The 25,424-nt window shown below is 63.5% G+C and carries 20 protein-coding genes and 1 riboswitch; of the genes, 9 read left to right on the plus strand and 11 right to left on the minus strand.

Annotated features, from left to right (window positions below; genetic code table 11):
- On the plus strand, positions 1-1,337 hold a 1,337-nt coding region (locus ACK5NW_RS03155; RefSeq protein WP_416924965.1), incomplete at its 5' end, for a calcium-binding protein.
- A 106-nt stretch (positions 1,338-1,443) separates the two neighbouring features.
- On the opposite strand, the gene ACK5NW_RS03160 is transcribed toward ACK5NW_RS03155, so the two are convergent.
- From ACK5NW_RS03160 to ACK5NW_RS03180, 5 genes are all read right to left on the minus strand, one after another.
- The gene (locus ACK5NW_RS03160; protein WP_416924967.1) at positions 1,444-1,689 is read right to left on the minus strand and encodes a hypothetical protein; all 246 of its coding nucleotides are present in this window, start codon (positions 1,687-1,689) and stop codon (positions 1,444-1,446) included.
- Positions 1,690-1,808: 119 nt separating this feature from the next.
- Positions 1,809-2,774, minus strand: a complete 966-nt coding sequence (gene dusA, locus ACK5NW_RS03165) for a tRNA dihydrouridine(20/20a) synthase DusA (protein WP_416925033.1) — start codon at positions 2,772-2,774, stop codon at positions 1,809-1,811.
- A 175-nt stretch (positions 2,775-2,949) separates the two neighbouring features.
- A complete protein-coding gene (locus tag ACK5NW_RS03170; RefSeq protein WP_416924969.1) occupies positions 2,950-4,602 on the minus strand; it encodes a carboxyltransferase domain-containing protein in 1,653 nt (550 codons plus the stop codon).
- Between the two features lie 20 nt (positions 4,603-4,622).
- The gene (locus ACK5NW_RS03175; protein ID WP_416924971.1) at positions 4,623-5,399 is read right to left on the minus strand and encodes a LamB/YcsF family protein; all 777 of its coding nucleotides are present in this window, start codon (positions 5,397-5,399) and stop codon (positions 4,623-4,625) included.
- A 63-nt stretch (positions 5,400-5,462) separates the two neighbouring features.
- Positions 5,463-7,181 carry a SulP family inorganic anion transporter gene (locus tag ACK5NW_RS03180; protein WP_416924973.1) on the minus strand — a complete coding sequence of 573 codons (1,719 nt, stop codon included), beginning with the start codon at positions 7,179-7,181 and terminating at the stop codon, positions 5,463-5,465.
- 331 nt (positions 7,182-7,512) lie between these two features.
- On the opposite strand from ACK5NW_RS03180, the gene ACK5NW_RS03185 reads away from it, so the two are divergent.
- The 6 genes from ACK5NW_RS03185 (at position 7,513) to ACK5NW_RS03210 (ending at position 18,345) form a co-directional block, all read left to right on the plus strand.
- Entirely contained in the window at positions 7,513-8,427 is a 915-nt protein-coding gene (locus ACK5NW_RS03185) for an intradiol ring-cleavage dioxygenase (RefSeq protein WP_416924975.1), read from the plus strand.
- A gap of 202 nt (positions 8,428-8,629) precedes the next feature.
- Positions 8,630-10,081, plus strand: coding sequence for a phospholipase D-like domain-containing protein (locus ACK5NW_RS03190; RefSeq protein WP_416924977.1), 1,452 nt, complete (start codon positions 8,630-8,632; stop codon positions 10,079-10,081).
- A gap of 133 nt (positions 10,082-10,214) precedes the next feature.
- Positions 10,215-12,521: an NADP-dependent malic enzyme gene (locus ACK5NW_RS03195; protein ID WP_416924979.1), complete on the plus strand. Its 2,307-nt coding sequence runs from the start codon at positions 10,215-10,217 to the stop codon at positions 12,519-12,521.
- Between the two features lie 460 nt (positions 12,522-12,981).
- Positions 12,982-15,069: a TonB-dependent receptor domain-containing protein gene (locus ACK5NW_RS03200; protein ID WP_416924981.1), complete on the plus strand. Its 2,088-nt coding sequence runs from the start codon at positions 12,982-12,984 to the stop codon at positions 15,067-15,069.
- Positions 15,070-15,160: 91 nt separating this feature from the next.
- Entirely contained in the window at positions 15,161-16,810 is a 1,650-nt protein-coding gene (locus tag ACK5NW_RS03205; RefSeq protein ID WP_416924983.1) for an MBL fold metallo-hydrolase, read from the plus strand.
- Positions 16,811-17,028: 218 nt separating this feature from the next.
- On the plus strand, positions 17,029-18,345 hold the full coding sequence (locus ACK5NW_RS03210; RefSeq protein ID WP_416924985.1) for a YjgN family protein: 1,317 nt from the start codon (positions 17,029-17,031) through the stop codon (positions 18,343-18,345).
- A gap of 38 nt (positions 18,346-18,383) precedes the next feature.
- Here ACK5NW_RS03210 and rodA read toward each other — a convergent pair whose 3' ends face one another.
- Positions 18,384-19,538 carry a rod shape-determining protein RodA gene (gene rodA / locus ACK5NW_RS03215; RefSeq protein WP_416924987.1) on the minus strand — a complete coding sequence of 385 codons (1,155 nt, stop codon included), beginning with the start codon at positions 19,536-19,538 and terminating at the stop codon, positions 18,384-18,386.
- 122 nt (positions 19,539-19,660) lie between these two features.
- On the opposite strand from rodA, the gene ACK5NW_RS03220 reads away from it, so the two are divergent.
- Together ACK5NW_RS03220 and ACK5NW_RS03225 are read left to right on the plus strand one after the other, a co-directional pair.
- Positions 19,661-20,260, plus strand: a complete 600-nt coding sequence (locus ACK5NW_RS03220) for a YqiA/YcfP family alpha/beta fold hydrolase (RefSeq protein WP_416924989.1) — start codon at positions 19,661-19,663, stop codon at positions 20,258-20,260.
- A gap of 111 nt (positions 20,261-20,371) precedes the next feature.
- A complete protein-coding gene (locus ACK5NW_RS03225) occupies positions 20,372-20,914 on the plus strand; it encodes a cytochrome b (RefSeq protein ID WP_416924991.1) in 543 nt (180 codons plus the stop codon).
- 40 nt (positions 20,915-20,954) lie between these two features.
- Here the strand turns inward: ACK5NW_RS03225 and ACK5NW_RS03230 are convergent, their stop codons facing one another.
- From ACK5NW_RS03230 to ACK5NW_RS03250, 5 genes are all read right to left on the minus strand, one after another.
- Positions 20,955-21,689 carry a hypothetical protein gene (locus ACK5NW_RS03230; RefSeq protein ID WP_416924993.1) on the minus strand — a complete coding sequence of 245 codons (735 nt, stop codon included), beginning with the start codon at positions 21,687-21,689 and terminating at the stop codon, positions 20,955-20,957.
- 15 nt (positions 21,690-21,704) lie between these two features.
- The gene (gene nrdR, locus ACK5NW_RS03235) at positions 21,705-22,154 is read right to left on the minus strand and encodes a transcriptional regulator NrdR (RefSeq protein ID WP_416924995.1); all 450 of its coding nucleotides are present in this window, start codon (positions 22,152-22,154) and stop codon (positions 21,705-21,707) included.
- 132 nt (positions 22,155-22,286) lie between these two features.
- Positions 22,287-23,552, minus strand: coding sequence for a serine hydroxymethyltransferase (gene glyA, locus ACK5NW_RS03240; protein WP_416924997.1), 1,266 nt, complete (start codon positions 23,550-23,552; stop codon positions 22,287-22,289).
- A gap of 49 nt (positions 23,553-23,601) precedes the next feature.
- A riboswitch (ZMP/ZTP riboswitch) is annotated at positions 23,602-23,722 on the minus strand.
- Between the two features lie 26 nt (positions 23,723-23,748).
- Positions 23,749-24,165 (minus strand): organic hydroperoxide resistance protein, encoded by a 417-nt coding sequence (locus tag ACK5NW_RS03245; protein WP_416924999.1) that lies wholly within the window; start codon positions 24,163-24,165, stop codon positions 23,749-23,751.
- 39 nt (positions 24,166-24,204) lie between these two features.
- On the minus strand, positions 24,205-25,404 hold the full coding sequence (locus ACK5NW_RS03250; RefSeq protein ID WP_416925001.1) for an MFS transporter: 1,200 nt from the start codon (positions 25,402-25,404) through the stop codon (positions 24,205-24,207).
- Between the last annotated feature and the right edge of the window lie 20 nt (positions 25,405-25,424).

Consider the following 25,424-nt stretch of genomic DNA (forward strand, 5'->3'; position numbering starts at 1 on the left):
CCTGGCTGAGCTTTGATGCAGCCACCGGCACCTTCTCAGGCACCCCGCCCACAGGCTCAGCAGCTGATATGGCCATCACCGTCACCGCCACCGATCTGGCTGGGGCCACAGCCAGCCAGAGCCTGACGCTGGGCATTGCCCCGGCCACGCCAAGCGGCAGCCTGGGCACCCCAGGCGATGACATCCTCAACGGCACGGCCGGTGACGACAGCATCGATGCGCTGGCAGGCGATGACCAGGTGTATGCAGGCGCAGGCCACGACAATGTGCAAGGCGGTGCAGGCCATGACTTTGTGGTGGGCAACGAAGGCGATGACGTGCTCGACGGCGGCGAGGGCAACGACGAGCTGTACGGCGATGCCGGTCATGACCAGCTCTACGGCGGCTGGGGCGATGATCGCCTGGCCGGTGGCGATGGCAACGACTTCCTGGCCGGCTACGAGGGCAATGACCTGATGTTTGGCGGCGCAGGCGATGACCAGCTGTATGCCGACAACGGGCAAGACAACCTCTATGGTGGCCTGGGCAACGACCAGCTTTATGGCGGCGCTGACAGCGACTACCTCCATGGCGGCGATGGTGAGGATCGCCTGGACGGTGGGCAAGACCGCGATGTGCTCGCCGGTGGCGCGGGCAATGACAGCCTCTATGGTGGCGCTGACGGTGACTTCTATGTCATTGAAGCAGGCGGCGGCACCGACACCATTTACGAGCAGTTGGACGATACCGCCGCCTTTGACACCATTGAGTTGCAATCCATTGCCTCAGGGGACAGCTATAGCTTGAGCCGTGTGGGCGATGACCTGCACATTGCCTACGGCGATGCGGGCGACAGCATCGTCGTGCGCGATCAGTTTGCCGCCGGGGCGTCGGCCATTGAGCAGATTCGCTTCAGCGATGGTGTCAGCCTGAGTGCCGCCGATATCCAGGCGCAGGCGGTGATCAAGGTCGGCCGTGTCGATGTGCTAACCTTGGATGCCCAAAAGAGCGCAGCAGTCGCGGCGGACACGATGGCCACCAAGCCCCTGGCGGTGAGCGCTTCCATGGCCAGTGGGCTGGACTGGATGGCCCACTCTCCTGCCGATCTGCAATGGCTGCAAGAGGTGGGCGCGGTCAGTGTCAAGCCGTACTTTGAATTGGCAGGCTTGCCATCGGAGGGCTTTCAATTGAGCGGCCAGGTGCCCGCCAATGACCTGGGCACGAGCGTGGAGCAACTGGTGCAGGCCATGGCCAGCTTTGCGCCTGAGCAAGCCGCTGCCAGCACTTCGTTGAGCGATCAGGCGCTGATCATGCAGCAGCAGCGCGCCGCTCTGCTGGCCGTCAGCAGCGCCGCGTAAGGCACCATAAGTGGGGCACCAAGCCCCCAGGCTCCGGCAGCACTCAAGCGCAGGCTGCTGCCGCTCCATTGGCCTGAGGTGGTTGACGCGCCATCTCAATGTGCCATCAACCCTGCTCGTGGCGCAGCCGCCGCAGCATCTGCCCACCGGCCAGTACCCCCATCAGGCCCACGGTGAATACCACCGTTTCCAAAATCATGAAACGCAGCGTGCCCGCGTCAATCGGCAGGCCGTCGCGCCCTGGCACATAACCCTGGTTCAAAAAATACACGGCCAGGCCCAGCAGGCACAGCCCCATCAGCACAAAGCCCCATCCCATCAGGCGCTCGCCGATCTTGTGGTCGGATGTCATGCCACAAACATACTGCAATGCAGCATGAGAGCCGCACCGCTGATCGCGCAATCGCTGGCGCTGCGCAACTTGTCACAACCTTGGCCGCGCTGCACCGTAGTTAAAAGTTTGAACTGGCTTTACACCACAGGTGCGCTGGCCTTCACATATGCATTCACATGTGCGCTGGCCTGCGCCCACACCTGGCGCGGCGGTAGTGGCTTGAGCCGGTGGTCGCTCCACACCTGACGCCACAGGCGCGCGCCGCGCCGCCCGTGGTGCAAGCCCAGCATGTGACGCGCAATGGCCGACCAGGGGGTGCCGTCTTCCAGCGCCTCGCGCTCCATGTAGGCCACCATAGTTTGCTCTACCTCATCAGGCGTCGTTGCGCAGATATCACCACCGAGATAACGCGCGTCCCAGTCGGTCATCATCCACGGGTGGTGATAAGCCTCGCGCCCCAGCATCACCCCATCGACGTGGGGCAAGTGCTCGTCGATCTGCGCATGGGTCGTCACGCCGCCGTTGAGCACCACGGTCAGGTGCGGAAAGTCTTGTTTTAACTGGTACACCACTTCATAGCGCAGCGGCGGCACTTCGCGGTTTTCTTTCGGGTTTAAGCCCTGCAACCAGGCATTGCGTGCGTGCACGATGAACACGCGGCAACCGGCTTCTGCCACCGTGCCCACAAAGTCGCGCACAAAGCCGTAGCTTTCTTCGCGGTCAATGCCGATGCGGTGCTTGACCGTGACCGGCACGCTCACCACGTCCAGCATGGCCTTGACGCCATCAGCCACCAGTGGCGGCGCAGCCATCAGGCAAGCGCCAAACGCGCCGCGCTGCACCCGGTCGCTGGGGCAGCCGCAGTTGAGGTTGATTTCGTCGTAACCCCAGCGCTGGCCAATCTGCGCGCAGCGCGCCAAATCCGCCGGATCGCTGCCGCCCAGTTGCAGGGCCACCGGGTGTTCCACCGCGTCCATGCGCAAGTGTCGCCGCTCGCCGCCGTGCAGCAAGCCACCGGTGGTCACCATCTCGGTGTACAGCCGTGTGCGCCGCGTCAGCAGGCGGTGGAAGTAGCGGCAGTGCTTGTCCGTCCAGTCGAGCATCGGGGCGACGGACAAACGCCAGGGGTTCAGGGCCGGGCTGGCAGCGTCCGCAGTCGCAGTTGCAGTTGCAGTTCCAGCCCGTGTAGAAGGCAAAGTCATCGGCTGAATTATCTGATTGAGCAGGGGCGGCAGTGGGCGATCAGGGATTTCTCATGCACGTCATTGTCAATATCTCTCAAAGTTTGACGGGAGGAATTTGAACCGTCTCAAACCCCGCCACCACCCGAAAGCGAAGCCGCACGCCCGCCGGTATCTGCCCCAGCAAATCAAGCTGCCCCGCCACCACGCAGCCGATGACGGGGTAGCCCCCCGTCAACGGATGATCGGCCAAAAACAGCACCGGCTGCCCGCTGGCGGGCACCTGTATGGCCCCCAGCGCCGTGCCTTCGCTGGGCAGTTCATCGCGCACCGCACGGGTCAGCGCCTGCGCGCCCTGCACACGCAAGCCGATGCGGTTGGATTCTGGCGTCACCGTCCATGTTTGCGTGGCAAGCAGCGCCAGCGCCTCGGGGGTGAACCAGTCGGCGCGCGGGCCAAGGCGCACATTCAATGTGACCTCATCACCTGGGGCAGGCCAGGCCCCACAGGGCGCGCTGGCATGGCCCACCACAGCATCCACAGCTGGCGTGCGCACTGCCCACTGCTGGCCCACCGCCAGCGGTGCAGGGCCAATTTGCGCCAAGCTGTCGTAAGCGCAACTGCCCAGCACTGCGGCCACGTCCCACCCGCCGTGCACGGCCACATAGCTGCGCACGCCCGCGCGCGGCTGGCCCACGTGCAGGCGCTCGCCCTCTTTCAGCACGATGGGAGCATGGCGCGGCGCGAGACAGCGCCTGCCGTCTGGGGCGATCAAACTCAGCGGCCCATCGGCACCGGTCACCGCCACGGTGGTGGGGCCGTGACTCAGTAGTTCCAGCCCACCGTATGCGGCTTCGATGCAGACGGCACCCATCGGGTTGCCCACCAGCCGGTTGGCCGCGCGCAACGCGCCGCGATCCAACGCTCCCGCAGGCCCCAGGCCCAGATGGGCCAGCCCCGGACGCCCCAGGTCTTGCCACAGCGCCTGCCAGCCGGTGCGGACGATTTCGATGGCCGGAGCGCACACACGCGGCACCGCAACAGATGCAGCAGATGCAACATAAGAAGCAGGTGCGGTAGCCACAGCAGTCACTTTCGCCGCCTGTGCAGGTCTTGGCCCGGCATCCACAAAACGCACGCGCGCGCCTGGTTGCAGCAAGGCGGGCGGATCGCGTTGCAGATCCCACATGGACAGCAGGGTCTGGCCCAGCACCTGCCAGCCGCCTGGGCTGGCCTTGGGATAAATGCCGCTGAAGCCCCCCGCCACCGCCACTGCGCCTGCAGGCAAGCGGGTGCGTGGCGTCGGCTTGCGCGGCACCTGGCGCAGCAACTCATCACCACCGCTCAGGTAGGCAAAGCCAGGGGCAAAGCCGGTGAAGGCCACCTGCCATTCGCACCCCGTATGGCGGCGCACCACGTCTTGCGGCGTGATGCCCAGCAGGGCCGCCACTTCGGGCAAGTCTTCGCCGTCGTAAAACACCGGGATGTCATGCACCGGGGTTTCAACCTCATCACCAGACTGGGCGCTGTGCGGATTCAGCGGGCGGCGCCCCAGCTCGGCCACCAAAGCCGACCGATCCAACGCCCATGCATCAAAGGTGACGAGCAAAGTGCGCGCGCCGGGCACCACTTCAGTCACCCCAGCGATGGGCTTCGCTTGCAGGGACGCCAGCAGACTCAGGGTTTGGGACAAATCGGCCAGCTCCACCAACACCGCGTTGTCGGCCGCAGGCAGCACGCGCATCAGCATCAGCATCAACCTTGACCGCGTCAGCCCTGGGGTGCTGGCGCGTCGACAAAGGCACGGATGCCCACGCCTTCAGCCAGCAAGCGATCGCGCACGCGCTGCGCCATCGCCACCGCACCAGGGCTGTCGCCATGCACGCAAATGGATTCAGCGGCGATGCGCACAGCGCTGCCATCGCAGGCCGTCACCATGCCGGTGCGCACCCATTGCACCATGCGCTCGGCCACCGCATCGGGGTCATGCAGCACGGCACCGGGTTGACTGCGCGGCACCAGACTGCCGTCGGCACGGTAAGCACGGTCGGCAAACGCCTCGGCCACGGTGCGCAGGCCCGCAACGTGCGCCCATTGCGCCAGGGGTGAGCCTGCCAGCACCACCAACGTCAGGCTGGAGTCGATGGCGCACACGGCGGCGATCACGTCCTGCGCCTGCCGCTCGTCGTGGGCGATGGTGTTGTACAGCGCGCCGTGCGGCTTGACGTAGCGCACCCGTGCACCCACCGTGCACGCCAACCCTTGCAGCGCGCCGATCTGATAAATCACCGCCGCGCGCAAATCGGCGCTGGCCATGGCCATCTCGCGGCGGCCAAAGCCTGCCAGATCGGGATAGGCCACGTGCGCGCCCAGCACCACGCCGCGCTCGACCGCCGCGCGTGCAGTGCGCAAGATACCTGCCGGATCACCCGCATGAAAACCACAGGCCACGTTGGCGCTGCTGACCACATCCAGCATGGCCATGTCATCACCCATGCGCCACGCGCCGTAGCCCTCGCCCAGGTCGCTGTTCAAGTCGATATGCATCTTTCAGCCCTTGATCTCAACCCGTGATCTGAACCCATGATGGCCAAGCCGTGGCAGGGTCAGTCATCTTTGAGATGCGCCACTGCCGCGCACCGCCTCGTGAATGGCTTGCGCCACATCCGGCTGCACATCGGCAGCGGACTGCGCGGTCAACTGAGCGGCCAGACCAGTTCGGGTGGCGATGTCCAGCGGCTGATTCATCAAGCCGCTGACGATCAGGCGCACGCGGTGCTGGTGGCAGGTGTGCACCAGGTTTTCGAGCGCCTCGGCTCCGCTGGAATCGACGTAAATCACATTTTTCAAGTCCAGCACCAGGGTGTGGGCGGGCAGGTCATCTTCCAGCGCTTCGATCAGCTTGGTGGCCCCAAAAAACAGCGCGCCGTACATGCGCCAGGCTTGCACGGACTGGCCTGCAGCGCCCGTCGAATCTGCCAGCTCGGAATAATCAGCAGCGGTCAGTCGTTCAGAGCGCGACAGGCTGGAGATGCGGTAGATGAAGGTGATGCAGGCGGCAAAAATGCCAAACTGCACCGCCACCGTCAAATCAAAAATCACCGTCAGCAAAAATACCGCCACCAGCGTCACGCGGTAAGGCAGACGGTAGCTCTTGAGGCGCGCAAACTCGCGCCATTCGCCCATGTTCCAGGCCACGAACATCAAAATGGCGGCCAGCGTGGCCAGCGGAATGGCCCCGGCCAGCGGTGCGGCCACCAAAATCACCACCAGCAGCGACGCCGCATGCACCATGCCCGCCACCGGGCTGCTGGCCCCGCTTTTCACGTTGGTGACCGTGCGCGCAATGGTGCCGGTAGCGGGCATCCCGCCAAAAAACGGCGTGACGAAATTCGCAATGCCCTGGGCCATCAGCTCTTGATTGGGGTCGTGCCGGTCGCCGATCATGCCGTCGGCCACGCGCGCGCACAACAGCGATTCAATCGCGCCCAGCACCGCCAGCGTGACGGTGGGCACCAGCAGGTTGCGTGCCGATTCCCAACTGAAATCCGGCCACTGCAAGGCAGGCAGCGCCGCCGGAATACCGCCAAAGCGGCTGCCTATGGTTTCCACCGGCAAGTGCAACGCGCTGACGATGGTGGTCATCACCACCAGCGCCACGATAGAGCCGGGCACGCTGGAGAGTTTGTCGCCAAACGGCAGGATTGGGCCAATGGCGGGCACGCGCCGCGCAAAGCGCTGCCAGGCCACCACCATCACCAGCGACGCCAGCGCCACCCCCAGCGCCCAGCCGTTGACCGAACTGGCGTTGGCCCACAGCGCCCCCAGCATGCCGAAAAAGTCACCCGGCATCTTGGTCACCCGCAGGCCCAGAAAATCCTTGATTTGCGACAGCGCCACCAGCACCGCAATGCCGTTGGTAAAACCGATGATGACCGCCACCGGAATAAAGCGCACCAGCGTGCCCAGCTTGAACAAACCCATCACGAACAGCAGCAGCCCCGACAGCGCCGTGGCAATGATGAGGTTGCCCACGCCATAGCGCTCGACAATGCCGTAGACGATGACGATAAAGGCCCCCGCTGGCCCGCCAATCTGCACCCGGCTGCCACCCAGGGCCGAGATCAGAAAGCCCGCGATGATGGCGGTGAACAACCCGGCCTCGGGCTTCAGCCCTGAGGCAATGGCAAACGCCATCGCCAGCGGCAGCGCCACCACGCCCACCGTCAGCCCCGCACCCACGTCCTTGACCAGGCGCGTGCGGTTGTAGTCCTGCAAGCTGCGGATCAGGCGGGGGCGAAAAGGGGCAATCGGCAAGGAATGGCGCATGGCTTGAGCCACACGCACCGCTGAAGGCGCGCGGGCAAGCAGATAAATTCATCAAATGGTAACGGAGGGCCTGCACCGCAACACTGCTGACATTCCCTTGTCGCGCGCATCGACCTGCATATTGCCAGCCGTGCAACGCACACCAAAGTGGCAGCACACCGCCTTTACAAAACCTTTGCGTGGCTTTACCCGGGCGGCATAGGCCAAGCTCCCACGATGGTGAACAATTCACGTCGCGCCAGCCATGGCGTTCAGCGTGCTGCCCGCCTTGGAGGAAAAACGGGCGGCTGCCACGTATTCACACCACGCACCTCACAAAGAAAGCCCCACCATGCGCCACGACCCCATCGTCACCCAATCCCCCACCCGTCTGGCCGAAGACTTGCACATCCTGCAAAACCGTCTGGCCAGTGGCCGCCGCCAGGCGCTGCGCTGGCTAGGTGCCGGAGCGCTGACGGCGGGCACGCCGCTGGTGCTGTCGGCCTGCGGCGGCAGCGACAGCGACGACTCCAGCACCGACACCGGAACGGACACAAACACGGATACAGGCACAGATACAGGCACCGACACGGGAACAGACACCGGCACCAGCACCTGCTCCAACATTCCTGAAGAAACCGCTGGCCCCTACCCCGGCGACGGCACCAACACCGCCAACGGCAGCGTGGTCAACGTGCTCACGCAATCAGGCGTGGTGCGCAGCGATATTCGTTCCAGCTTTGGCGGCATGTCAGGCACCGCCAGCGGCGTGCCGCTGACCGTCACGCTCAAGCTGGTCAACACCGCCAGCAGTTGCGCCAGCCTGGAAGGGCTGGCCGTGTACCTGTGGCACTGCACCGCCGACGGCAACTATTCGCTGTACTCCAGCAGCATCGCCAACCAGAACTACCTGCGCGGCGTGCAGGTCTCAGACGCCAATGGCGAACTCAGCTTCACCACCATCTTCCCCGGCTGCTACAGCGGGCGCTGGCCGCACATTCACTTCGAGGTGTACCGCAGCCTGGCGCTGGCCACCAGCGGCAACAACGACATTCGCACCTCGCAACTGGCCCTGCCGCAAACCACCTGCGAGACGGTGTACAACGGCGACAGCCGCTACAGCGCCAGCATCCGCAACCTGTCGGCCATCACCCTGTCCACCGACAACGTGTTCAGCGACGACCGTGCTGCCACACAGATGGCCAGCGTCACCGGCAACCTGACCGACGGTTACACCGCCACGCTAACGGTGGGCGTATCGGCCTGAATGGCATGCTGATGGGCACTCCATGATGGCATGCCAAATTGGTCTCTGGCGCCATAACAGCAAGCGAATAAAGCTATCAAATAGATAGTAATAGATAGCTGTTCAGTCGCCTCAAGCCAGCCGCTGTGTTCAGGCTGGGTACCGGACGAACGCGCTCTGCGCCGTACACTGGTGGGCTTGTTGTCACCGTCTGGCCTGCCCCATGCTTTTTGTTCCGAAATGGCCTCTCCGGCGCGTGCTGCGCTGGCTGGGCCTTTCTTTGTTTGTGCTGCTGGTGGTGGTGCCGGTGGTGTTTGCCGCCGTTTTTCTGGGCATTCAGCACGCCAGCGAGCGTGAATGGCTGGGCAAAGCGCCACAGCACGAAGCCATTGACGTGCGCCTGCGCGAGCCGCATGCAATCACGCTGCTGGACGTGGGCTTTGATTCGCTGGCCACCCGCTTGCGGCTGATCGAATCGGCCCAGCAAACGATTGAGCTGGAATTTTTTATCTACGAGCTGGACGAGGCCGCGCGCCTGATCAGCCAGGCGCTGGCACGCAAGGCCACAGAAGGCGTGCAGGTGCGCATTCTGGTGGACTTTGCGCTGCCCGTGTTCAAGCTCGCGCCGCAGGTGGCGCGCACGCTGGAAGCGGCGGGCGTGCAAGTGCGCTACTACAACACCTCAGGAATAGCGCGCTTTTTTGCCATGCAGCACCGCACCCACCGCAAGCTGCTGGTTGTGGACCGGCAGCGCGCCATCGTCGGCGGGCGCAACATCGGCAACGACTACTTTGATCTTTCAGACCACTACAACTTTCTGGACAGCGATTTGCTGATTCACGGCCCCATCGCCGCCGCCATTGCGGACAGCTTCGAGCTGTATTGGGGGTCAGACTGGGTGACCGACCCCCAAACCGTGGCCGCCGATCAACACGAGCAGTCCGTAGCCAACCTGCTGAGTGCGCCCAGCGCGACTGAAACCGCCCTGCTGGCCGATCTACAACGCCGCTCGCCCGCGCCACCCACAGGCACTTGCGGCGACATGCAGTTCATCACCGACTACCCCGGCTCTGGCGTCGAGCGGCGCAAGGTCTACCCCGCCATTGCCGCGCTGGTGCACGAGGCCAAGCAGCGCGTGGTGGTCGAAAGCCCTTATCTGGTGCTGCGCGGCGACGGGCTGGCGTTGACTGCCAGCGTGCTGCAACGCGGCGTGCAAGTGCAGTTTTTGACCAACACGCTGCATTCGACCGACGCTTTTTACACCGTGGCCAGCCTGGCCGATTCGCTGGATCAACTGCAACTTCCGGGGCTGCAAGTGTGGGGCTACGACGGTCGCCCGCTGCCGCAAGATGACCGCCCACCGGCTTCAGCCCGCTGGGGCGTGCACGCCAAGCGTGCGCTGTTTGACGACCACACCGTGGTCATCGGCACCTACAACATCGACCCGCGCTCGGCCAACCTGAACTCTGAGCTGATCGTGATTTGTCGCGACAACCCCGCACTGGCCCAGGCTGTCGGTGCCAGCTTGCAAGCGCGCCTGGCCCAGTCGCGTCCGGTGGTTGGCACGCCCCAGGCAGGCGGCTATCAGGCGCTGGTGCAAGGCGCTGACGCAGGCAGCATCTGGCGCATGCGGCTGGTGCAGCCCCTGGCAAGCTGGCTGGATTTTCTGCTGTAAGCCACGCAGCATCCAACTGCCGAATCCGGGTTGAATTTGAGGTAGTCTTGCCAGTCTGCTGTAGGCAACGCACAAACACGCACAGCCGCCGCCGCATCAAGCTTGACCCAAAAACAACCCCAGGAGACATGGCATGCCCAAGAACCCGTCGCCCGCTGAGGCCGCCCTGCGCGACGCCGCACGCGAATACCACCGCGCCCCCACCCGCGGCAAAATTTCTGTCACGCCCACCAAACCGCTGTCCAACCAGCGCGATTTGTCGCTGGCTTATTCGCCCGGCGTGGCCTATCCGTGCCTGGACATCCAGGCCGACCCGACCAAGGCGGTGGAATACACCTCGCGCGGCAACCTGGTCGGCGTGGTGACCAATGGCACCGCCGTGCTGGGCCTGGGCGACATTGGCCCACTGGCTGGCAAGCCGGTGATGGAGGGCAAAGGGTGCCTGTTCAAGAAGTTTGCCGGTATCGACGTGTTCGACATCGAACTGGCCGAGCGCGACCCCGACAAGCTGGTGGACATGATTGCCGCGCTGGAGCCAACGCTGGGCGGCATCAACTTGGAAGACATCAAGGCACCCGAGTGCTTTTACATCGAGCAGAAACTGCGCGAGCGCATGAACATCCCGGTGGTCCACGACGATCAGCACGGCACTGCCATCATCTCCACCGCCGCCTTGCTCAACGGGCTGGAGCTGGTGGGCAAAGACATCGGCAAGGTGAAAGTCGCTGTCAGCGGCGCGGGCGCAGCAGCCATTGCCTGCCTGGACGTGATGGTGGCGCTGGGCGTGCAACCAGCGAACGTATTCGCCTGCGACTCCAAGGGCCTGATTTATGAAGGCCGCGCGGGCGGCTTTGATGCCAGCAAGGCACGCTTCGCCCAGCCCGACACGGGCTTGCGCAGCCTGGCCGATGTGGTCAATGGTGCCGACGTATTTTTAGGCTGCTCGGCCGCGGGCGTGCTCACACCCGAGATGGTCAAAACCATGGCCAAACAGCCCGTCATCCTGGCGCTGGCCAACCCCGACCCCGAAATCCGCCCCGAAGACGCCAAGGCCGCCCGGCCCGACTGCATCATCGCCACTGGCCGCTCAGACTATCCCAACCAAGTCAACAACGTGCTGTGTTTTCCGTACATCTTCCGCGGCGCGCTGGATTGCGGGGCAACCAAGATCACCGAGGAGATGAAGCTGGCCTGCGTGCGCGAAATCGCCGCCTTGGCCAAGGCCGAGACCAGCGCCGAAGTGGCCGCCGCCTACGCGGGCCAAGACTTGCAGTTCGGCCCCGAATACATCATCCCCACACCGTTCGACCCGCGCCTGATTTTGCGCATCGCCCCCGCCGTGGCGCGCGCAGCGGTTGAATCCGGCGTGGCCACCCGCCCCATCGAGGACATGGATACTTACTGCGCCAGCCTGGAGCGCTTTGTTTACCAGACCGGCATGGTCATGCGCCCGGTGTACGCCACGGCCAAGGCCATTGCGCCCGAACGCAAGCGCGTGGCCTATGCCGAAGGCGAAAACGAGCGCGTGCTGCGCGCCGCGCAAGTGGCCATCGACGAGCGTTTGGCTGTGCCCATTCTGATTGGTCGACCCGCAGTGATCGAGGCACGCATCAAAAAAGCCGGGCTGCGCATGCGCCTGGGCCAGGACGTGCAGTGCGTTGACCCCGAAGACGATCCGCGCTTTCGCCAGTACTGGGAAACCTACCACGGCCTGATGGCGCGCAACGGCGTCAGCGCCGAGGCCGCCAAGGCCATGGTGCGCCGCTCCACCACCACCATTGCCGCGCTGATGGTGCGCCTGGGCGATGCCGACGCCATGCTGTGCGGCACGCTGGGCCGGTTTGACACCCACCTGGAACACATCCGCACCATCATTGGCGTGGAAGCAGGCGCACCGGGATTTGCCACGCTCAACGCCATCATGACGCCCGAGCGCACGCTGTTCATCGCTGATACCTACGTCAACGACGACCCCAGTGCCGAGCTGCTGGCCACCATTGCCAAAATGGCCGCCGAAGAAGTGGGCAACTTTGGCCTGCCGCCGAAGGTGGCGTTTGTGTCGCATTCCAACTTCGGCACCTCCAAGCGGCCTTCGGCGCAAAAGATGCGCAAAGCGCGCGACCTGTTCCGCACGCTGGCTCCTGAAGTCGAGTGCGACGGCGAAATGCACGGCGACAACGCCTTGTCCGCCGCACTGCGCGCCCAGTCGGTGCCCGACAGCACGCTGGAAGGCGAGGCCAACTTGCTCATCTGCCCCTCGCTGGACGCGGCCAACATCCTGTTCAACGTGCTCAAGATCACCGTGGGTCACGGCGTCACCATCGGGCCAATCTTGCTCGGCACCGCCGCTCCCGCCCATGTGCTGACGCCTTCGGCCACCGTGCGCCGCCTGGTCAATATGACCGCCCTGGCCGTGGCCGAAGCAGCCAGTCGCCAATAAGAGCGTGTTCAACGTCTCAGCGTGAGGGGCGTGGGATGCGGGATCGGGATGGGCTGCAAGGCGCAAACTGCAACGATACCTGGCAGTATCGCGAGGATTTGCAACGCAGCAGACCGCCCGAGGCCGCGCTCACACACCCGCGCAGAGACTTTGAACACGCTCTAAGCCCTGCGCCTTGCACTTGAAGGCCCGCTGCCGCACCGGACATGCGCAGCGGGCCACCGCTGGTAACGGCTGCACGCAAAGATAACTGGCCGTTCAAAACCAGCGTCTGACACGCACCTGATGCACGCCAGGCGCTTCGCGCGCCCACCTCCACAAAGCCCCTTTGGCTGCTGCTGCAACCACGTGATGAACAGCCAGTGGCATTGAACTGCCATCAGCATTTATTTCAGCACCATTCATTTAATATAATGATAATCATTGTCATTTTTATTTATAAATAAATGAGAGGATGCGCATGCCGCGTGTGCCAGCCGATCGACTCAAACCCTTGACCGCCGCCGTACTCGGCCTGTTGTGCCTGCCCGTGCTGGCGCAACAGACGCAAGAGGCACAAGAAGCGCAAGCACCAGAACAAGCGGCCGTGCAGTCACTGGAAACCGTGGTGGTCACCGCCTCAGGACACGAGCAGAACATTGCCGACGCGCCAGCCAGCATTTCGGTGATCAGCCGCGAAAACCTGGATGTGCAGTCGTATTCAACCATCGTCGATGCGGTCAAGAACATTCCCGGCGTTTACGTCACGGGCGGCGGTGCCACACAAGACATCAGCGTTCGAGGCATGACACAAAGCTACACCTTGTACCTGGTGGACGGCAGGCCCATTTCAGCCGGGCGCAGCGTCAACACCAACGGCACCGACAGCGGCAAGCAAATTGGCCTGCCGCCGCTGTCGATGGTCGAGCGCATCGAGGTGATTCGCGGCCCGATGTCATCGCTTTATGGCTCTGAAGCCATGGGCGGTGTCATCAACATCATCACCCGCAAAACGGGCGGCAAATGGCAAGGTTCGGTCGGCGCGGAATACACCAAATCGTTCAACGACGTCAGCAATGACGGCCAAAGCGCCAACTTCTTCGTCGGTGGCCCGCTGGTGGCGGGGCTGCTGGGCTTGCGCGTCAATGGTGCCTATCTGGGTGCCGACGAAAGCGACTACTGGGGCGGCGGTCTGGGCAGCAACACCGGCAGTCGGCCCAAAACCAGACAAAAAAGCGGTGGCCTGGAGCTGGTGTTCACCCCCAACGAAGCCAACCGCTTCACCATGAGCTACCAAACCTCGCGCCAGGACACCACCATGACGCCCGGCAAAAGCGTAGAAACGACCACCACCGGCCTGCCCTCCACCACCCGGTATGACAAGGACATCTACACGCTGACCCACGATGGGCGCTATGGCGATCTGCGCCTGAACACCTACTTGCAGCACGACGTTTCTGATCGCGTGCAAGACCTGGTCAAGAAGGAAAAAATGACCACGCTCAACACCCAGGGGTTTTTTCCCTGGAAAGGCCATGTGCTCACCTTCGGTGGCCAGTACCGCAAAGAAAAGTTGACCGACCTGACCAATGGCTTGCTGACCAGCGGCATTGCAGGTGCTGAAAGTCAAATGAACCGCTGGATCGCGGCACTGTTTGCCGAAGTGGACTGGACTTTGACCAGCCAACTGTCGCTGACCACTGGCCTGCGTTACAACCACGACGAGATGTTTGGCGGCCACCTGTCGCCCAGGGTGTATGGCGTTTACCGCCATACACCGCAATGGACGCTCAAAGGCGGCGTCTCCACCGGCTACCGCCAGCCTTCTTTGTCGCAAGCCACGGCCGGGTTTGGCCGCGGCACGGGCGGCGGCGGATCGCCCGCGCCGCACCCACGCGCACTCATCATCGGCAACCCCGATCTGGATCCGGAAAAATCCACCAACTTCGAGGCCGGCTATGCCTATGACAGTCAGCGCGGTTTCAAAACCAGCATGATGGTGTTCCACACGCAATACAAAGACAAGATTGCCGAAGACCGCTATTGCGAAAGCCCCAATGGCGACCGCAACGACCCCAGTTCCTGGGTGTGCCCGTTTGGCGGCAACAACTACTATTTCCTGAGCACGTCGAAAAACATTGCCAAAGCCATCTTGCAAGGCGTCGAGCTGACGCTGGATTACCAGTTCACGCGCACGCTCAACCTCTCCAGCAGCTACACCTTCACCCATTCCGAGCAAAAAACCGGCGCATTCGTTGGCAAGCCACTCAACAAGCAGCCCAAGCACATGCTCAACGCCATGCTCCAATGGCAGGCCACACCCCAACTACTGGCCTGGGTGCAGGGCAACTTCCGCGGCAAAACGTCCGACTACCTGGGACGCACCACCATGAGCAGCGGCACCCCCAGCTATGGTTTTGTGGACATTGGCGTGGCCTACAAGGTCACACCCACCGTGCAACTCAAGGCCGGTGTTTACAACGTCTTTGACAAAACCGTCACCAACGACACTTATGGCGTGGTGCTGGACGGTCTGCGCGCCACCGTGGGATTGACGGCTGACTTTTAGCCAAGTCAATGGCTTGCACGGCTGGTATGGCTGCACACGGGCTTATCGAAGGCGACCAGCGCCACCACGCCAGGCCACAGATAATGCCCCCATGCCCCGCACCAGCCAACTGATTCATCCGCCAACACCTCCCGCACCCACACGCCCTGCCGCCACGGTGCTGCTGCTGCGCGACGCGCCAGACGGCTTTGAGGTGCTGATGACGCGCCGCTCACTCACGGCCAGTTTTGCACCCGGTGCCTACGTGTTTCCGGGTGGCGGCATCGATGCGGCCGATGCCCAGGCGCACCATCAGGCCACGCGCCGCGCCACACAAAACGATGTGCGGCTGACGCAGGCCATTGCCGCCATTCGCGAAAGCTTCGAAGAGTTGGGCGTACTGCTGGCACAGCGCCCCGACGGCGCACCGGCCACCGCCACCGATGCACTGGCACTGCGCCGCGACGCGGCTTTTTTGCCCCAGGCGGCTGAGCGCAATTTGAAGCTGGCGGCCCACGACGTGTTCGTGCTGGCGCACTGGGTTACTGATCGCGATTTGCCCAAGCGCTTTGACGTACCGTTCCTGGTGGCCCGCATGCCCGATGGGCAAACGCCCGTGGCCGATGAGGCCGAGCAGTTCGAGCCGGTGTGGATCCGCCCCCGGCAAGCGCTAGAGCGGCATGCGGCGGGCGATTTTCTGCTGATCTACCCCACCATCCGCACGCTGGATCGCTTGCAGCATTACGCCGACGTGCAGGCCGTACTCACCGACTGCGCCCACACTGACGAGCCGCTGTGGCACAGTTGCCCGCGCGCAGGCTGGCTGAAAGGACAGGAAGCGCGCTACATGGAGCACGAGCCACCCTTTGGCGAGCTGGCGCTGGTCTGCCCAGATGGCCAAATCGAGCACCACCTAGACTGGCAGTCCGAGCGTCCGGTGCCATTGCTGAAAAACGTGCAACGCCTGACGGCTCCCAACGCCAACTTGATGACCGGCCCCGGCACCAACAGCTATCTGGTGGGTAACGCCGCCACGGGCTACATCGTCATCGACCCCGGCCCTCATGACCCCACGCACATCCAGCGGCTGTTCAATGCCACCGGGGGCGATATTCGCCTGATCGTGTGCACCCATTCGCACGCCGACCATTCGCCCGGTGCCAAGCCACTGCAAGCCCTGTGCAATGGTCAGCCCCCCGTTCTGGGTTTGCCTTCGCAGCCCACTGCGCGACCCAACAGCGCCTTCACGCCAGATGTGACGCTACAAGATCAAGAGCTGCTGACGCTGGTCGAGCAAGCGCCAGAAGTCGAAATCACCCACACCCTGCGGGTCATTCACACGCCCGGCCACGCCGCCAACCACCTGTGCCTGCTGCTGCAAGAAGACGGTCTGCTGTTCAGTGGCGACCACATCCTCAACGGCAGCACCACCGTGGTCGACCCGCCCGACGGCGACATGACGGATTACCTTGAGTCGCTCGACAAGCTCGACGCTGCCTGCGTGGCGGGCGACGTGCAGTTCATCCTGCCCGCCCACGGCCACGTGCTGGGCAGTGCACGCGCCGTCATCGCCCACCTCAAAGGCCACCGTCTGGCGCGCGAAGCCAAGGTGCGTGCCGCCATGCAGGCCGTACCCGGCGGCGATCTGGACGACTGGGTGCCCCTGGCCTACGACGACGTGCCACCCGCCATCTGGCCGCTGGCCAAACGCTCGATGCTGGCGCATGTCGAGCGGCTGCGCACACTGCACCCCAACGGCTGAAGCGGCCTGGCCACCCGCCCAGGCCAGCACCGCACGTCGCCTGCATGCAACAGTTAAGCCACGGTTGCGCAGCAAAACGCTTCATTTTGAATAGCTGCATACGCTTATATATAAAGCGCAAATACCATATTTAACACTTAAATACAACATCGCTTGACATCAAGACAGCCCCTACACTGCAAAAGTTACAGAATGAAAAACAGGGACAAGAGGCCAGCATGACCATCCCCACCGTCCGCGCACTGGGCGTCGCGCCCGCACCCGAGCGTTCGCCACGCCCGCAGCGCCCTGCCCGGCAGCGCGAGATTGACAAGCACCCCGTCACGTTTTCAGGCTCCGGCAGCGAATACTTTCGCGTCTGGATCGTCAATGTGCTGCTGACCATTGTCACCCTGGGCATCTATACACCCAGGGCGCGGCGGCGCACGGCGCAGTACTTTTACAGCCACACCCAGGTGGTGGGCAGCCCGCTGGAATTTGTGGCCAGCGCGCGCAAAATGTTGATGGGTTTCCTGGCCTTTGCCGGGCTGTACGGCGCTTTCAAGCTGGCGCAAAACACCGGGCAAGATCTGGCCGCCAGCATCATGTTTTTTGGCTTTGCTGCCCTGGCACCTTATCTGTGGGCCAGCGCCATGCGTTTTCGGCTGGGAGCCACGCGCTGGCGCGGCATCCGGCTGGCGTTCACCGCCAACTGGAAAGAGGTGTATACGGCTTCGTGGCCAGTGTTTGTGATCGCCGCCATCTGGGCCGCCACCTTTGCCGCACTGAATGCGCTGCTGCCCAAGCTGTCCGAAGCGCTGGGCAGCGAAACCGAAGAGGAGATGGAAGTCAGGATGGCCACCGCCATGGCCGATCCGGCCATGACCACCAACGACTGGATGGCCATTGGCGTGGGGCTGGTGGCGGCCGTGCTGACACTGCTGTGCGTGATCCGGCTTGAATACAACTACAAACGCCTGCTGTTTGCCCGCGCGCGCATTGGCAGCCAGGCGGGGCGCTGGAAGCCGGTGTATGGCGATTTCGTCAAAGTATGGCTGGCCACTGCCGGTCTGCTGGTGGTGTGCTTGGTGCTGGGCTGGGTGCTGATGACCGGACTGCTTTTTGGGGGCGTGGGTCTGCTGAAAAACACCGCCACCGATCCCAGCGTAGGTGCCATTGTTCTGATGACGATCTTGAGCATCCTGGCATTCGTGGTGGGCATCACCGTGATATCAGTGCCCGCCCGCGCCTACCGTGAGGCACGCATGTTCCAACTGGTGTGGAACAACGCCGGTTTTGGCGGCATGACACGCACCAAAACCCGTCTGCGCACCGGCTCCTACGTGGGGTTGCGCATCAAAAACGTGCTGCTGTCGTTCCTCACGCTGGGCTTTTACCGCCCCTTTGCGGTGGCCAGTGAATACGCGGCCAAGGCCAACTCGGTCACCTTTTACGTCAGAGGCGGTGCCGACCAGTTAGAGGGCGAGCTGGTGCAGCAACAAGGCGCGTTTGGCGATGCAGCGGCTGACGCCATGGGGCTGGATTTGATTGGTTGACGTGTCAGGCACCCACGCCAATTTGAGTCTCGAGCCGGTCAGCTCTGAATCAGCCGCTTGGCGCGCGATATCGACAACAGCATGCCCAGCGCCAGCCCCAGCGTGACCATGGCCGTGCCGCCGTAGCTGATGAAAGGCAGCGGCACACCCACCACCGGCAAGATGCCGCTGACCATGCCCATGTTGACGAAGGCATAGGTAAAGAAAATGGTGGCCAGCGCCGCGCCCAGCAAACGCGCAAACAGGGTCGGCCCAACGGCCGCGATCATCAGCGCACGCAGCACCAGAAAGACAAAGCAACCCATCAGCACCAGATTGCCGCGAAAACCAAACTCTTCTGAAAAAGCGGCAAAGATAAAGTCGGTGGTGCGCTCTGGGATGAATTCCAGGTGCGTTTGCGTGCCCTGCATAAAGCCCTTGCCTTCCCAGCCACCCGAGCCAATGGCGATCATGCCTTGCAGCGTGTGAAAGCCCTTGCCCAGCGGATCGCGCGTGGGGTCAAGCAGCGTGCACACACGCTGGCGCTGGTATTCGTGCAGCACCGTCCAGTCCACGCCGTCGGCGCACAGCGCGTCCTGGTTCCACACCAGCAAAATGATGCCCGCCACGGCCACCAGAACGGGCGGCAGCACCAGCTTCCAGGGCAGGCCGGCGAAAAAAATCACCGCCAGCCCAGAGGCCATCACCAGCAGCGCCGTGCCCAGATCGGGCTGCTTCATGATCAGCCCCACCGGCAGCGCCAAAATGACAAAGGCCACGGCAAAATCCTGCGCCCGCGTCTGCCCTTCGCGGCGATGGAACCACCAGGCCAGCATCAGCGGTGTGGCGATCTTCAACAGCTCGCTGGGCTGGATCACCACACCCACGTTCAGCCAGCGCTGCGCGCCTTTTTTGGTAATGCCGAACAAGGCCACCGCCACCAGCAAGGCCACGCCCAGCCCGTACAAAGGCACGGCCATGCTCATCAAACGCTGCGGCGGCACCTGGGCCACCACCAGCATGATGCCCACCGCAATCAGCATGTTGCGCCCGTGATCCGCAAAGCGCGTGCCGTGGTCGTAGCCCGACGAATACATGGCCACCAGCCCTGCGCCAGCCAGCAGCAGCACGCCCAGCAACAGCAGCAGGTCAAACCCGCGCAGCATCGGCCCCACGCGCTGCCACAGGCTGGGTTGGTCAAAAACAATCGCCATGCAGAATTATCCCTCTTGGAAGGCTTCCCCTGTGGCCTGCTCTGTGGCCATCTGAAATGATGTCCATGCTGATTTTGATCACTGCGGCAACCTGCTGCGTGGCAGATGGGTAGGATGCAGGCATGACCACCACGCACCTTCTTTATTTGCACGGTTTTCGTTCATCACCCCAGTCGTCCAAGGCGCAGCAGGTGGCCGCGCGCGTGGCGGCTGATTACCCCGACGTGCACTGGTGGTGTCCGCAACTGCCGCCCTCGCCCAAGGCCGCTGCCGCGCTGATTGATGCGGGCACTGCCGACTGGCCTGCGGCGCACATGGCCGTCATCGGCTCATCGTTGGGCGGGTTTTACGCCACCTGGCTGGCCCAGCGACGCGGCTGCAAAGCCGTGGTGCTGAATCCCGCCGTCGATCCGGCGCGCGATCTGGCCCAATACATCGGTGAGCAAACCGCCTGGCACGACCCGAGCGAACGCTTTTTCTTCCAGCCTGAATACATTGACGAGTTGCACGCGCTGACCATGGGTCGGCCCGCCGATCCGTTGCCCACAACAGAGCACTTTTTCGCCGTCATTGCCAAAGGCGACGAGCTGCTGGACTGGCGCGAAATGCACGCCCGTTACGCAGGCGCGCAAGTGCGGCTGCTGCAAGGCAGCGACCATGCCCTGTCAGATTTTGACCAGGTGATCGACGCCGTCTTCAGCTTTCTTGAACTCAAGGCTTGAAAAACACCTCTACCTTAAGTGCCGCGCCATTGACGGCTGAGAGCCACTGCGACAGCCGAATCTGCCGCCGCTTTTTACAATTATTTTTAACTGCCAAGGAACCCTCAACCCATGACACCCGACTCAACCCACCGCTACGGCAGCGTCAGCCGCTGGCTGCACTGGGGCATGGCGCTTTGCATTGTGCTGTTGCCCATCTCTGCCTTGTTGCCCGACCTGTTTGAAGACCGCGCCGTTCAATCTTTTTTCCGCAACGGCCACAAGCAAATCGGCAGCTTGATGTGGGTGCTGATCTGGTTACGCGCAGCCTGGGCATGGGCTTGCCGACACCAGCGCCCGCCGTCGGTTGGCTTGCTGGCCAAACTGGGGCACTGGGCCTTGTACGCGCTGATGGTGCTCATCCCCAGCATCGGCCTGCTGCGCCAATATGGCTCGGGCCGTGCATTCTCACCTCTGGGGCTGCCGCTGTTCCCAGGTTTTGACCCCAGCCAGAAGATCGAGTGGATGGTTGAACTGGGCGGTTTACTGCACGGCGAGCTGGGTTGGGCCTTGCTGGCCCTGGCATTCGGCCATGCGGCGATGGCCTTCTGGCACCGGCGCACCGGCCAAAACGATGTGCTGCCGCGCATGATGAACGTCGCGCCCAAATCGTAGTCATGAGGCCCCAGCCAGATTCAGTCTTGCAAGCAAGGCTCTAATCTTGAGCCTTGCCCGATAAAGGGCCAATAAAGTCGGGTTTCATGTCCTGGCCCATCCACAGCTCTACCCGCATGGTGCTGGGCACGGGCACGCGGCCAATCATGGCGGGCAGCATGGGAGTGTCAATGAAAGGGGCGAACAGCGCGCGCACTTGCGGGTCGTCGGCTGCACCGCCTTCCAACTCAAAACGTTCCATGCGGCCACTGGCGCTGATCCACAGTTGCACGCGAATTTGGGGATATTGGGCAGGCCAAGAGTGCTGGGCCAGCAGCCAGGTGTTGTCTTGCGGTGCGGGGGCCTGGTCGGCATGGTTGGCGTCGAGCCACTGCACGGGCGGCACACTGCTGGGTGGCGGCGACAACTCGGGCGTGGGGGGTAAAGGCGGCGGCGGTTCAGGCTCCGGCTGGGCTGGCGGCAGCGGTTCAGGTTCAGGCGCAGCAGGTGGTGGAGGTTGCACGGGCGGCGGCACGACCCGCGCAGGCGCTTTCGCCGCCACGCGCGGCGCAGGCGGCGGGCGCGTGGCGGCCACAGATGGCACAGGGGCAGGCGTGGCCGCTGGTGGCACAGGCGCGGCACGCAGGCTCACATGCCAGACCGCCTGGGGCGGTGCTTTGGGGGGCTGCCGGTAGGGCGTGCGCAGTCCCAGAAAAACCGCCACGTGCAGCGCCAGCGCGCCCACCAAGGCACAAGCCCAGGCCCGCCGCTCAGGCCATTGCGACGGTGTGGTCATGCCAGCCACCCGCCTTCAGCGCCGCACTTCATCCACCAGGGCACGAAAGTCGTCAACGTCTTCAAAGCTGCGGTACACGCTGGCAAAGCGCACATAGGCGACTTTGTCGAGCTTTTTCAATTCGCGCATCACCAGCTCGCCCAGGCGGCGCGAGGGCACTTCGCGCCCACCGGTGGCCAGCAGCTTTTCTTCGATGCGCTCCATCGCGGCGTCGATCTGCTCGGTGCTGACTGGGCGCTTGCGCAGCGCCAAATCCAGCGAGTCCTGCAGCTTGGCGCGGTCGTAAGGCACGCGCCTGCCGTCTTTTTTGACCACGCTGGGAAAGCTGACATCGGGCCGCTCATACGTGGTGAAGCGCTTGCTGCAATGCGCGCACTGCCGCCGCCGCCGCACGAAGTCGCCGTCGTCGGCCACGCGGGTGTCGACGACCTGGGTTTCCGTGTGGGCGCAAAAGGGGCAGTGCATGACGCAGGATTTTATGCAAGAAATTGAGTGTTTACGCTCTTGCAACAAGCAGTCACAGCTACTGAATTTGCAGTAAAAACGCCACCATGACGAACCGCGGCGGCGTGGGTTGTGGCGTTTGCTGAAACTGTTTCAGTTGCCGTAAACCGGAAACCGTTGGGTCAACTCTGCGACCTTGGCACGCACGGTGGCCAGGTTAGCTTCGTCGCGCGGGTTGTCCAGCACGTCGGCCACCAGGTGGGCGGTGGCGCGGGCTTCATCTTCTTTAAAGCCGCGCGTGGTCATGGCCGGGGTGCCGATGCGCACGCCGCTGGTGACCATGGGTTTTTCGGGGTCGTTGGGGATGGCGTTTTTGTTGATCGTCATGTGGGCGCTGCCCAGCACGGCTTCGGCTTCTTTGCCGGTGATGCCGTGTTTCCAGGTCGAGGTCTCGCGCAGGTCGACCAGCATGACGTGGCTTTGCGTGCCGCCTGAGACGATGCGCAGGCCGCGCTCGGTCAGTGTTTCCGCCACCGCTTGCGCATTTTTCTTGACCTGCGCCGCGTATTGCTTGAACTCAGGCGACAGCCCTTCTTTGAAGGCGATGGCCTTGGCGGCAATGATGTGCATCAGCGGGCCACCTTGCAAGCCGGGGAACACGGCGCTGTTGATGGCTTTTTCGTGCTCGGCCTTCATCAGGATGAAACCGGCGCGCGGGCCACGCAGGCTTTTATGGGTGGTGCTGGTGACCACGTCGGCGTGCGGCACGGGGTTGGGGTATTGGCCGCCGGCAATCAGTCCGGCGTAGTGCGCCATATCGACCATGAAGATCGCGCCCACGTCTTTGGCCACTTTGGCAAAGCGTGCCCAGTCGATTTCCAGGCTGTAGGCACTGGCACCGGCGATGATCAGGCGCGGCTTGGTTTCGTGCGCCTTGCGTTCCATGGCGTCGTAGTCGATGGCTTCTTGGTCGTTCAACCCGTATGACACGACGTTGAACCACTTGCCACTCATGTTCAGAGGCATGCCGTGCGTGAGGTGGCCGCCTTCGGCCAGGCTCATGCCCATGATGGTGTCGCCGGGCTTGCAAAAGGCCAGAAACACCGCCTCGTTGGCACTGGCGCCGCAGTGTGGCTGGACGTTGGCCGCTTCGGCACCAAACAACTCTTTCACGCGCGCGATGGCCAGTTGCTCGACCACGTCCACGTGTTCGCAACCGCCGTAGTAGCGGCGACCGGGGTAGCCTTCGGCGTATTTGTTGGTCAGTTGGGTGCCTGCGGCGGCCAGCACGGCGGGCGAGGCGTAGTTTTCGCTGGCGATCAGCTCGATGTGGTCTTCCTGCCGCTGGTGCTCGGCCTGGATGGCGGCCCAGATGTCGGCGTCGGTGGCGGCAATGGTGTGGGTGGTGCGGTTGAACATGGCAGTCCTTGGGGAGGTGAGGTGATCCCGGTGCTCATCAAAAAAAGACCAGGGCTGCCCAGGCGAACGGCTGAACGCCCGGCGTGCCCAGGCGGTGCGCTTCCCCGTGGTGACCCACGTCAGCAACCCATGTTTTCACAAATTGCCTATCGCCAGTCGCGCACGGGGCGAAGTTTATCCGACGGGGGCCACAGGCTCAGGCCAGCGTGAGCGTCACGTCGATGTTGCCGCGCGTGGCGTTGGAATAGGGGCAGACCTGGTGCGCGGTATCCACCAGCGCTTGCGCTGCCGCGCGTTCCATGCCGGGCAGGCGGATAGTCATGCGCACGGCAATGCCAAACGCCTGGCCCACGGGGCCTAAATCCACCTCGGCGTCTACCGACAGGTCATCAGGCAGCGCGATTTTCTGTTTGCCCGCCACGGCTTTCATGGCACCGATAAAGCAGGCGGAATAGCCTGCGGCAAATAATTGCTCGGGGTTGGTGCCGGTGCCTGCGCCGCCGGGCGAGCTGAGGCTGACGTCCAGCCGTCCGTCGTCGCTGCGTGACTGGCCGTCACGCCCGCCCGTGGTGTGGGCGCGCGCGGTGTAGAGCACTTTGTCTAGTGAGGTCATGGGAAATAGTCTCCTTGCAGGTTCAGGGTTAAGAAAAAATCATCGGGCACCCATGCGCTCCAGCCGCAGCAGCGGCCCCATGCTGAGCAACCCCAGCACCGGGCCAACAGCCAGCCATGGCAGCAACTGTGCCAGCGGCACCCGCTCGGTCAGCGAAACAAACAGCAGGATGCTGAGGATAGAGATGGTAAAGCCGATGCTGTTGGCCAGCGTCAGCACGCTGCCCACCGCGTGGGCCGGGGCATTGCGCGCCGTCAGCGTGGAAAACTGGGGCGAATCGCCCGCCACCGTCACGCCCCACAGCAGCAGCCAGCCGTAGAACAGCGCATCGGGCGCGGTCATGGCCCAGGGCGCAGCCAGACAGCACAGCCCGCTGATCGCCAATTGCGCCGAAGCCACCCGGGCGCTGCCCCACCGCACCGCCAGCCAGCCGCCTGCCATGCAGCCCAGCGCGCCCGCACCCAGCACCGCAAAAGCCATCCAGGACAAAGCACTGCCTTGCAGCCTGTCGGCCAGAATCAGCGGCACCAGCACCCACAGGGTGTACAGCTCCCACATGTGTCCAAAGTAACCCAACACCGAGGCGCGCACGTGGCGGTCAGTCCACAGCGCGCCCAGTGCACGCCATTGCAAGGTGGTGACTTGCGGCGCAGCGTGCGGCGGATCGTCCAGCGCGGCGTAAAGCAGCACGCCGCCCAGCGCCGCCAGCGCGGCCACGCCCAGCATCAGCGTGGGCCAGGGCAGTGCGCCGCTTACGGCACGCAAGGCGTGCGCACTGGCCGATCCCAGCACCAAAGCGCCAATCAACATGCCCAGCGCCCCGCCCAGCCCGCGCGTGTACCACTGCGCGGCGATCTTCATGCCCACGGGGTAAATGCCCGCCAGAAAAACGCCCGTCAAAAAGCGCCAAGCCAGCAACGCCGGGTAATGGCGCACACTGGCCCAGGCTCCCACCGTGCAAGAAGCACCGGCCAGTGCGCAAAGCAAAAACACCCGGCGAGCCGAAAAACGGTCAGCCACCGCCAGCAATGCAAACCCCAGCGTACCGACGATGAAGCCCAGTTGCAGGGCCGAAGTCAGCCACCCCAGCGCCGCCGCAGGCCAGCCCAGCTCGCGCTGCAAATCCGGCATCATGGCATTGACGGCAAACCACAGCGAAGTGCCTGCAAACTGCGCGAACACCAGCACCGGCAGCACATGGCCAGGCACGAGAGCCTCAGACGATGCCCAGTTTTTCATGGTCTGGCAGCTTACCGAAG

The organism is Ottowia sp., from assembly GCF_047975795.1.
Lineage (GTDB): Bacteria > Pseudomonadota > Gammaproteobacteria > Burkholderiales > Burkholderiaceae_C > Ottowia.

Excerpts from the sequence above, each read along its gene's own strand:
- ACK5NW_RS03160 (WP_416924967.1), bottom strand. The coding sequence starts at position 1,689 with ATGACATCCGACCACAAGATCGGCGAGCGCCTGATGGGATGGGGCTTT.
- dusA (WP_416925033.1), bottom strand. The coding sequence starts at position 2,774 with ATGCTCGACTGGACGGACAAGCACTGCCGCTACTTCCACCGCCTGCTG.
- ACK5NW_RS03170 (WP_416924969.1), bottom strand. The coding sequence starts at position 4,602 with ATGCTGATGCGCGTGCTGCCTGCGGCCGACAACGCGGTGTTGGTGGAG.
- ACK5NW_RS03175 (WP_416924971.1), bottom strand. The coding sequence starts at position 5,399 with ATGCATATCGACTTGAACAGCGACCTGGGCGAGGGCTACGGCGCGTGG.
- ACK5NW_RS03180 (WP_416924973.1), bottom strand. The coding sequence starts at position 7,181 with ATGCGCCATTCCTTGCCGATTGCCCCTTTTCGCCCCCGCCTGATCCGC.
- ACK5NW_RS03185 (WP_416924975.1), top strand. The coding sequence starts at position 7,513 with ATGCGCCACGACCCCATCGTCACCCAATCCCCCACCCGTCTGGCCGAA.
- ACK5NW_RS03190 (WP_416924977.1), top strand. The coding sequence starts at position 8,630 with ATGCTTTTTGTTCCGAAATGGCCTCTCCGGCGCGTGCTGCGCTGGCTG.
- ACK5NW_RS03195 (WP_416924979.1), top strand. The coding sequence starts at position 10,215 with ATGCCCAAGAACCCGTCGCCCGCTGAGGCCGCCCTGCGCGACGCCGCA.
- ACK5NW_RS03200 (WP_416924981.1), top strand. The coding sequence starts at position 12,982 with ATGCCGCGTGTGCCAGCCGATCGACTCAAACCCTTGACCGCCGCCGTA.
- ACK5NW_RS03205 (WP_416924983.1), top strand. The coding sequence starts at position 15,161 with ATGCCCCGCACCAGCCAACTGATTCATCCGCCAACACCTCCCGCACCC.
- ACK5NW_RS03210 (WP_416924985.1), top strand. The coding sequence starts at position 17,029 with ATGACCATCCCCACCGTCCGCGCACTGGGCGTCGCGCCCGCACCCGAG.
- rodA (WP_416924987.1), bottom strand. The coding sequence starts at position 19,538 with ATGGCGATTGTTTTTGACCAACCCAGCCTGTGGCAGCGCGTGGGGCCG.
- ACK5NW_RS03220 (WP_416924989.1), top strand. The coding sequence starts at position 19,661 with ATGACCACCACGCACCTTCTTTATTTGCACGGTTTTCGTTCATCACCC.
- ACK5NW_RS03225 (WP_416924991.1), top strand. The coding sequence starts at position 20,372 with ATGACACCCGACTCAACCCACCGCTACGGCAGCGTCAGCCGCTGGCTG.
- ACK5NW_RS03230 (WP_416924993.1), bottom strand. The coding sequence starts at position 21,689 with ATGACCACACCGTCGCAATGGCCTGAGCGGCGGGCCTGGGCTTGTGCC.
- nrdR (WP_416924995.1), bottom strand. The coding sequence starts at position 22,154 with ATGCACTGCCCCTTTTGCGCCCACACGGAAACCCAGGTCGTCGACACC.
- glyA (WP_416924997.1), bottom strand. The coding sequence starts at position 23,552 with ATGTTCAACCGCACCACCCACACCATTGCCGCCACCGACGCCGACATC.
- ACK5NW_RS03245 (WP_416924999.1), bottom strand. The coding sequence starts at position 24,165 with ATGACCTCACTAGACAAAGTGCTCTACACCGCGCGCGCCCACACCACG.
- ACK5NW_RS03250 (WP_416925001.1), bottom strand. The coding sequence starts at position 25,404 with ATGAAAAACTGGGCATCGTCTGAGGCTCTCGTGCCTGGCCATGTGCTG.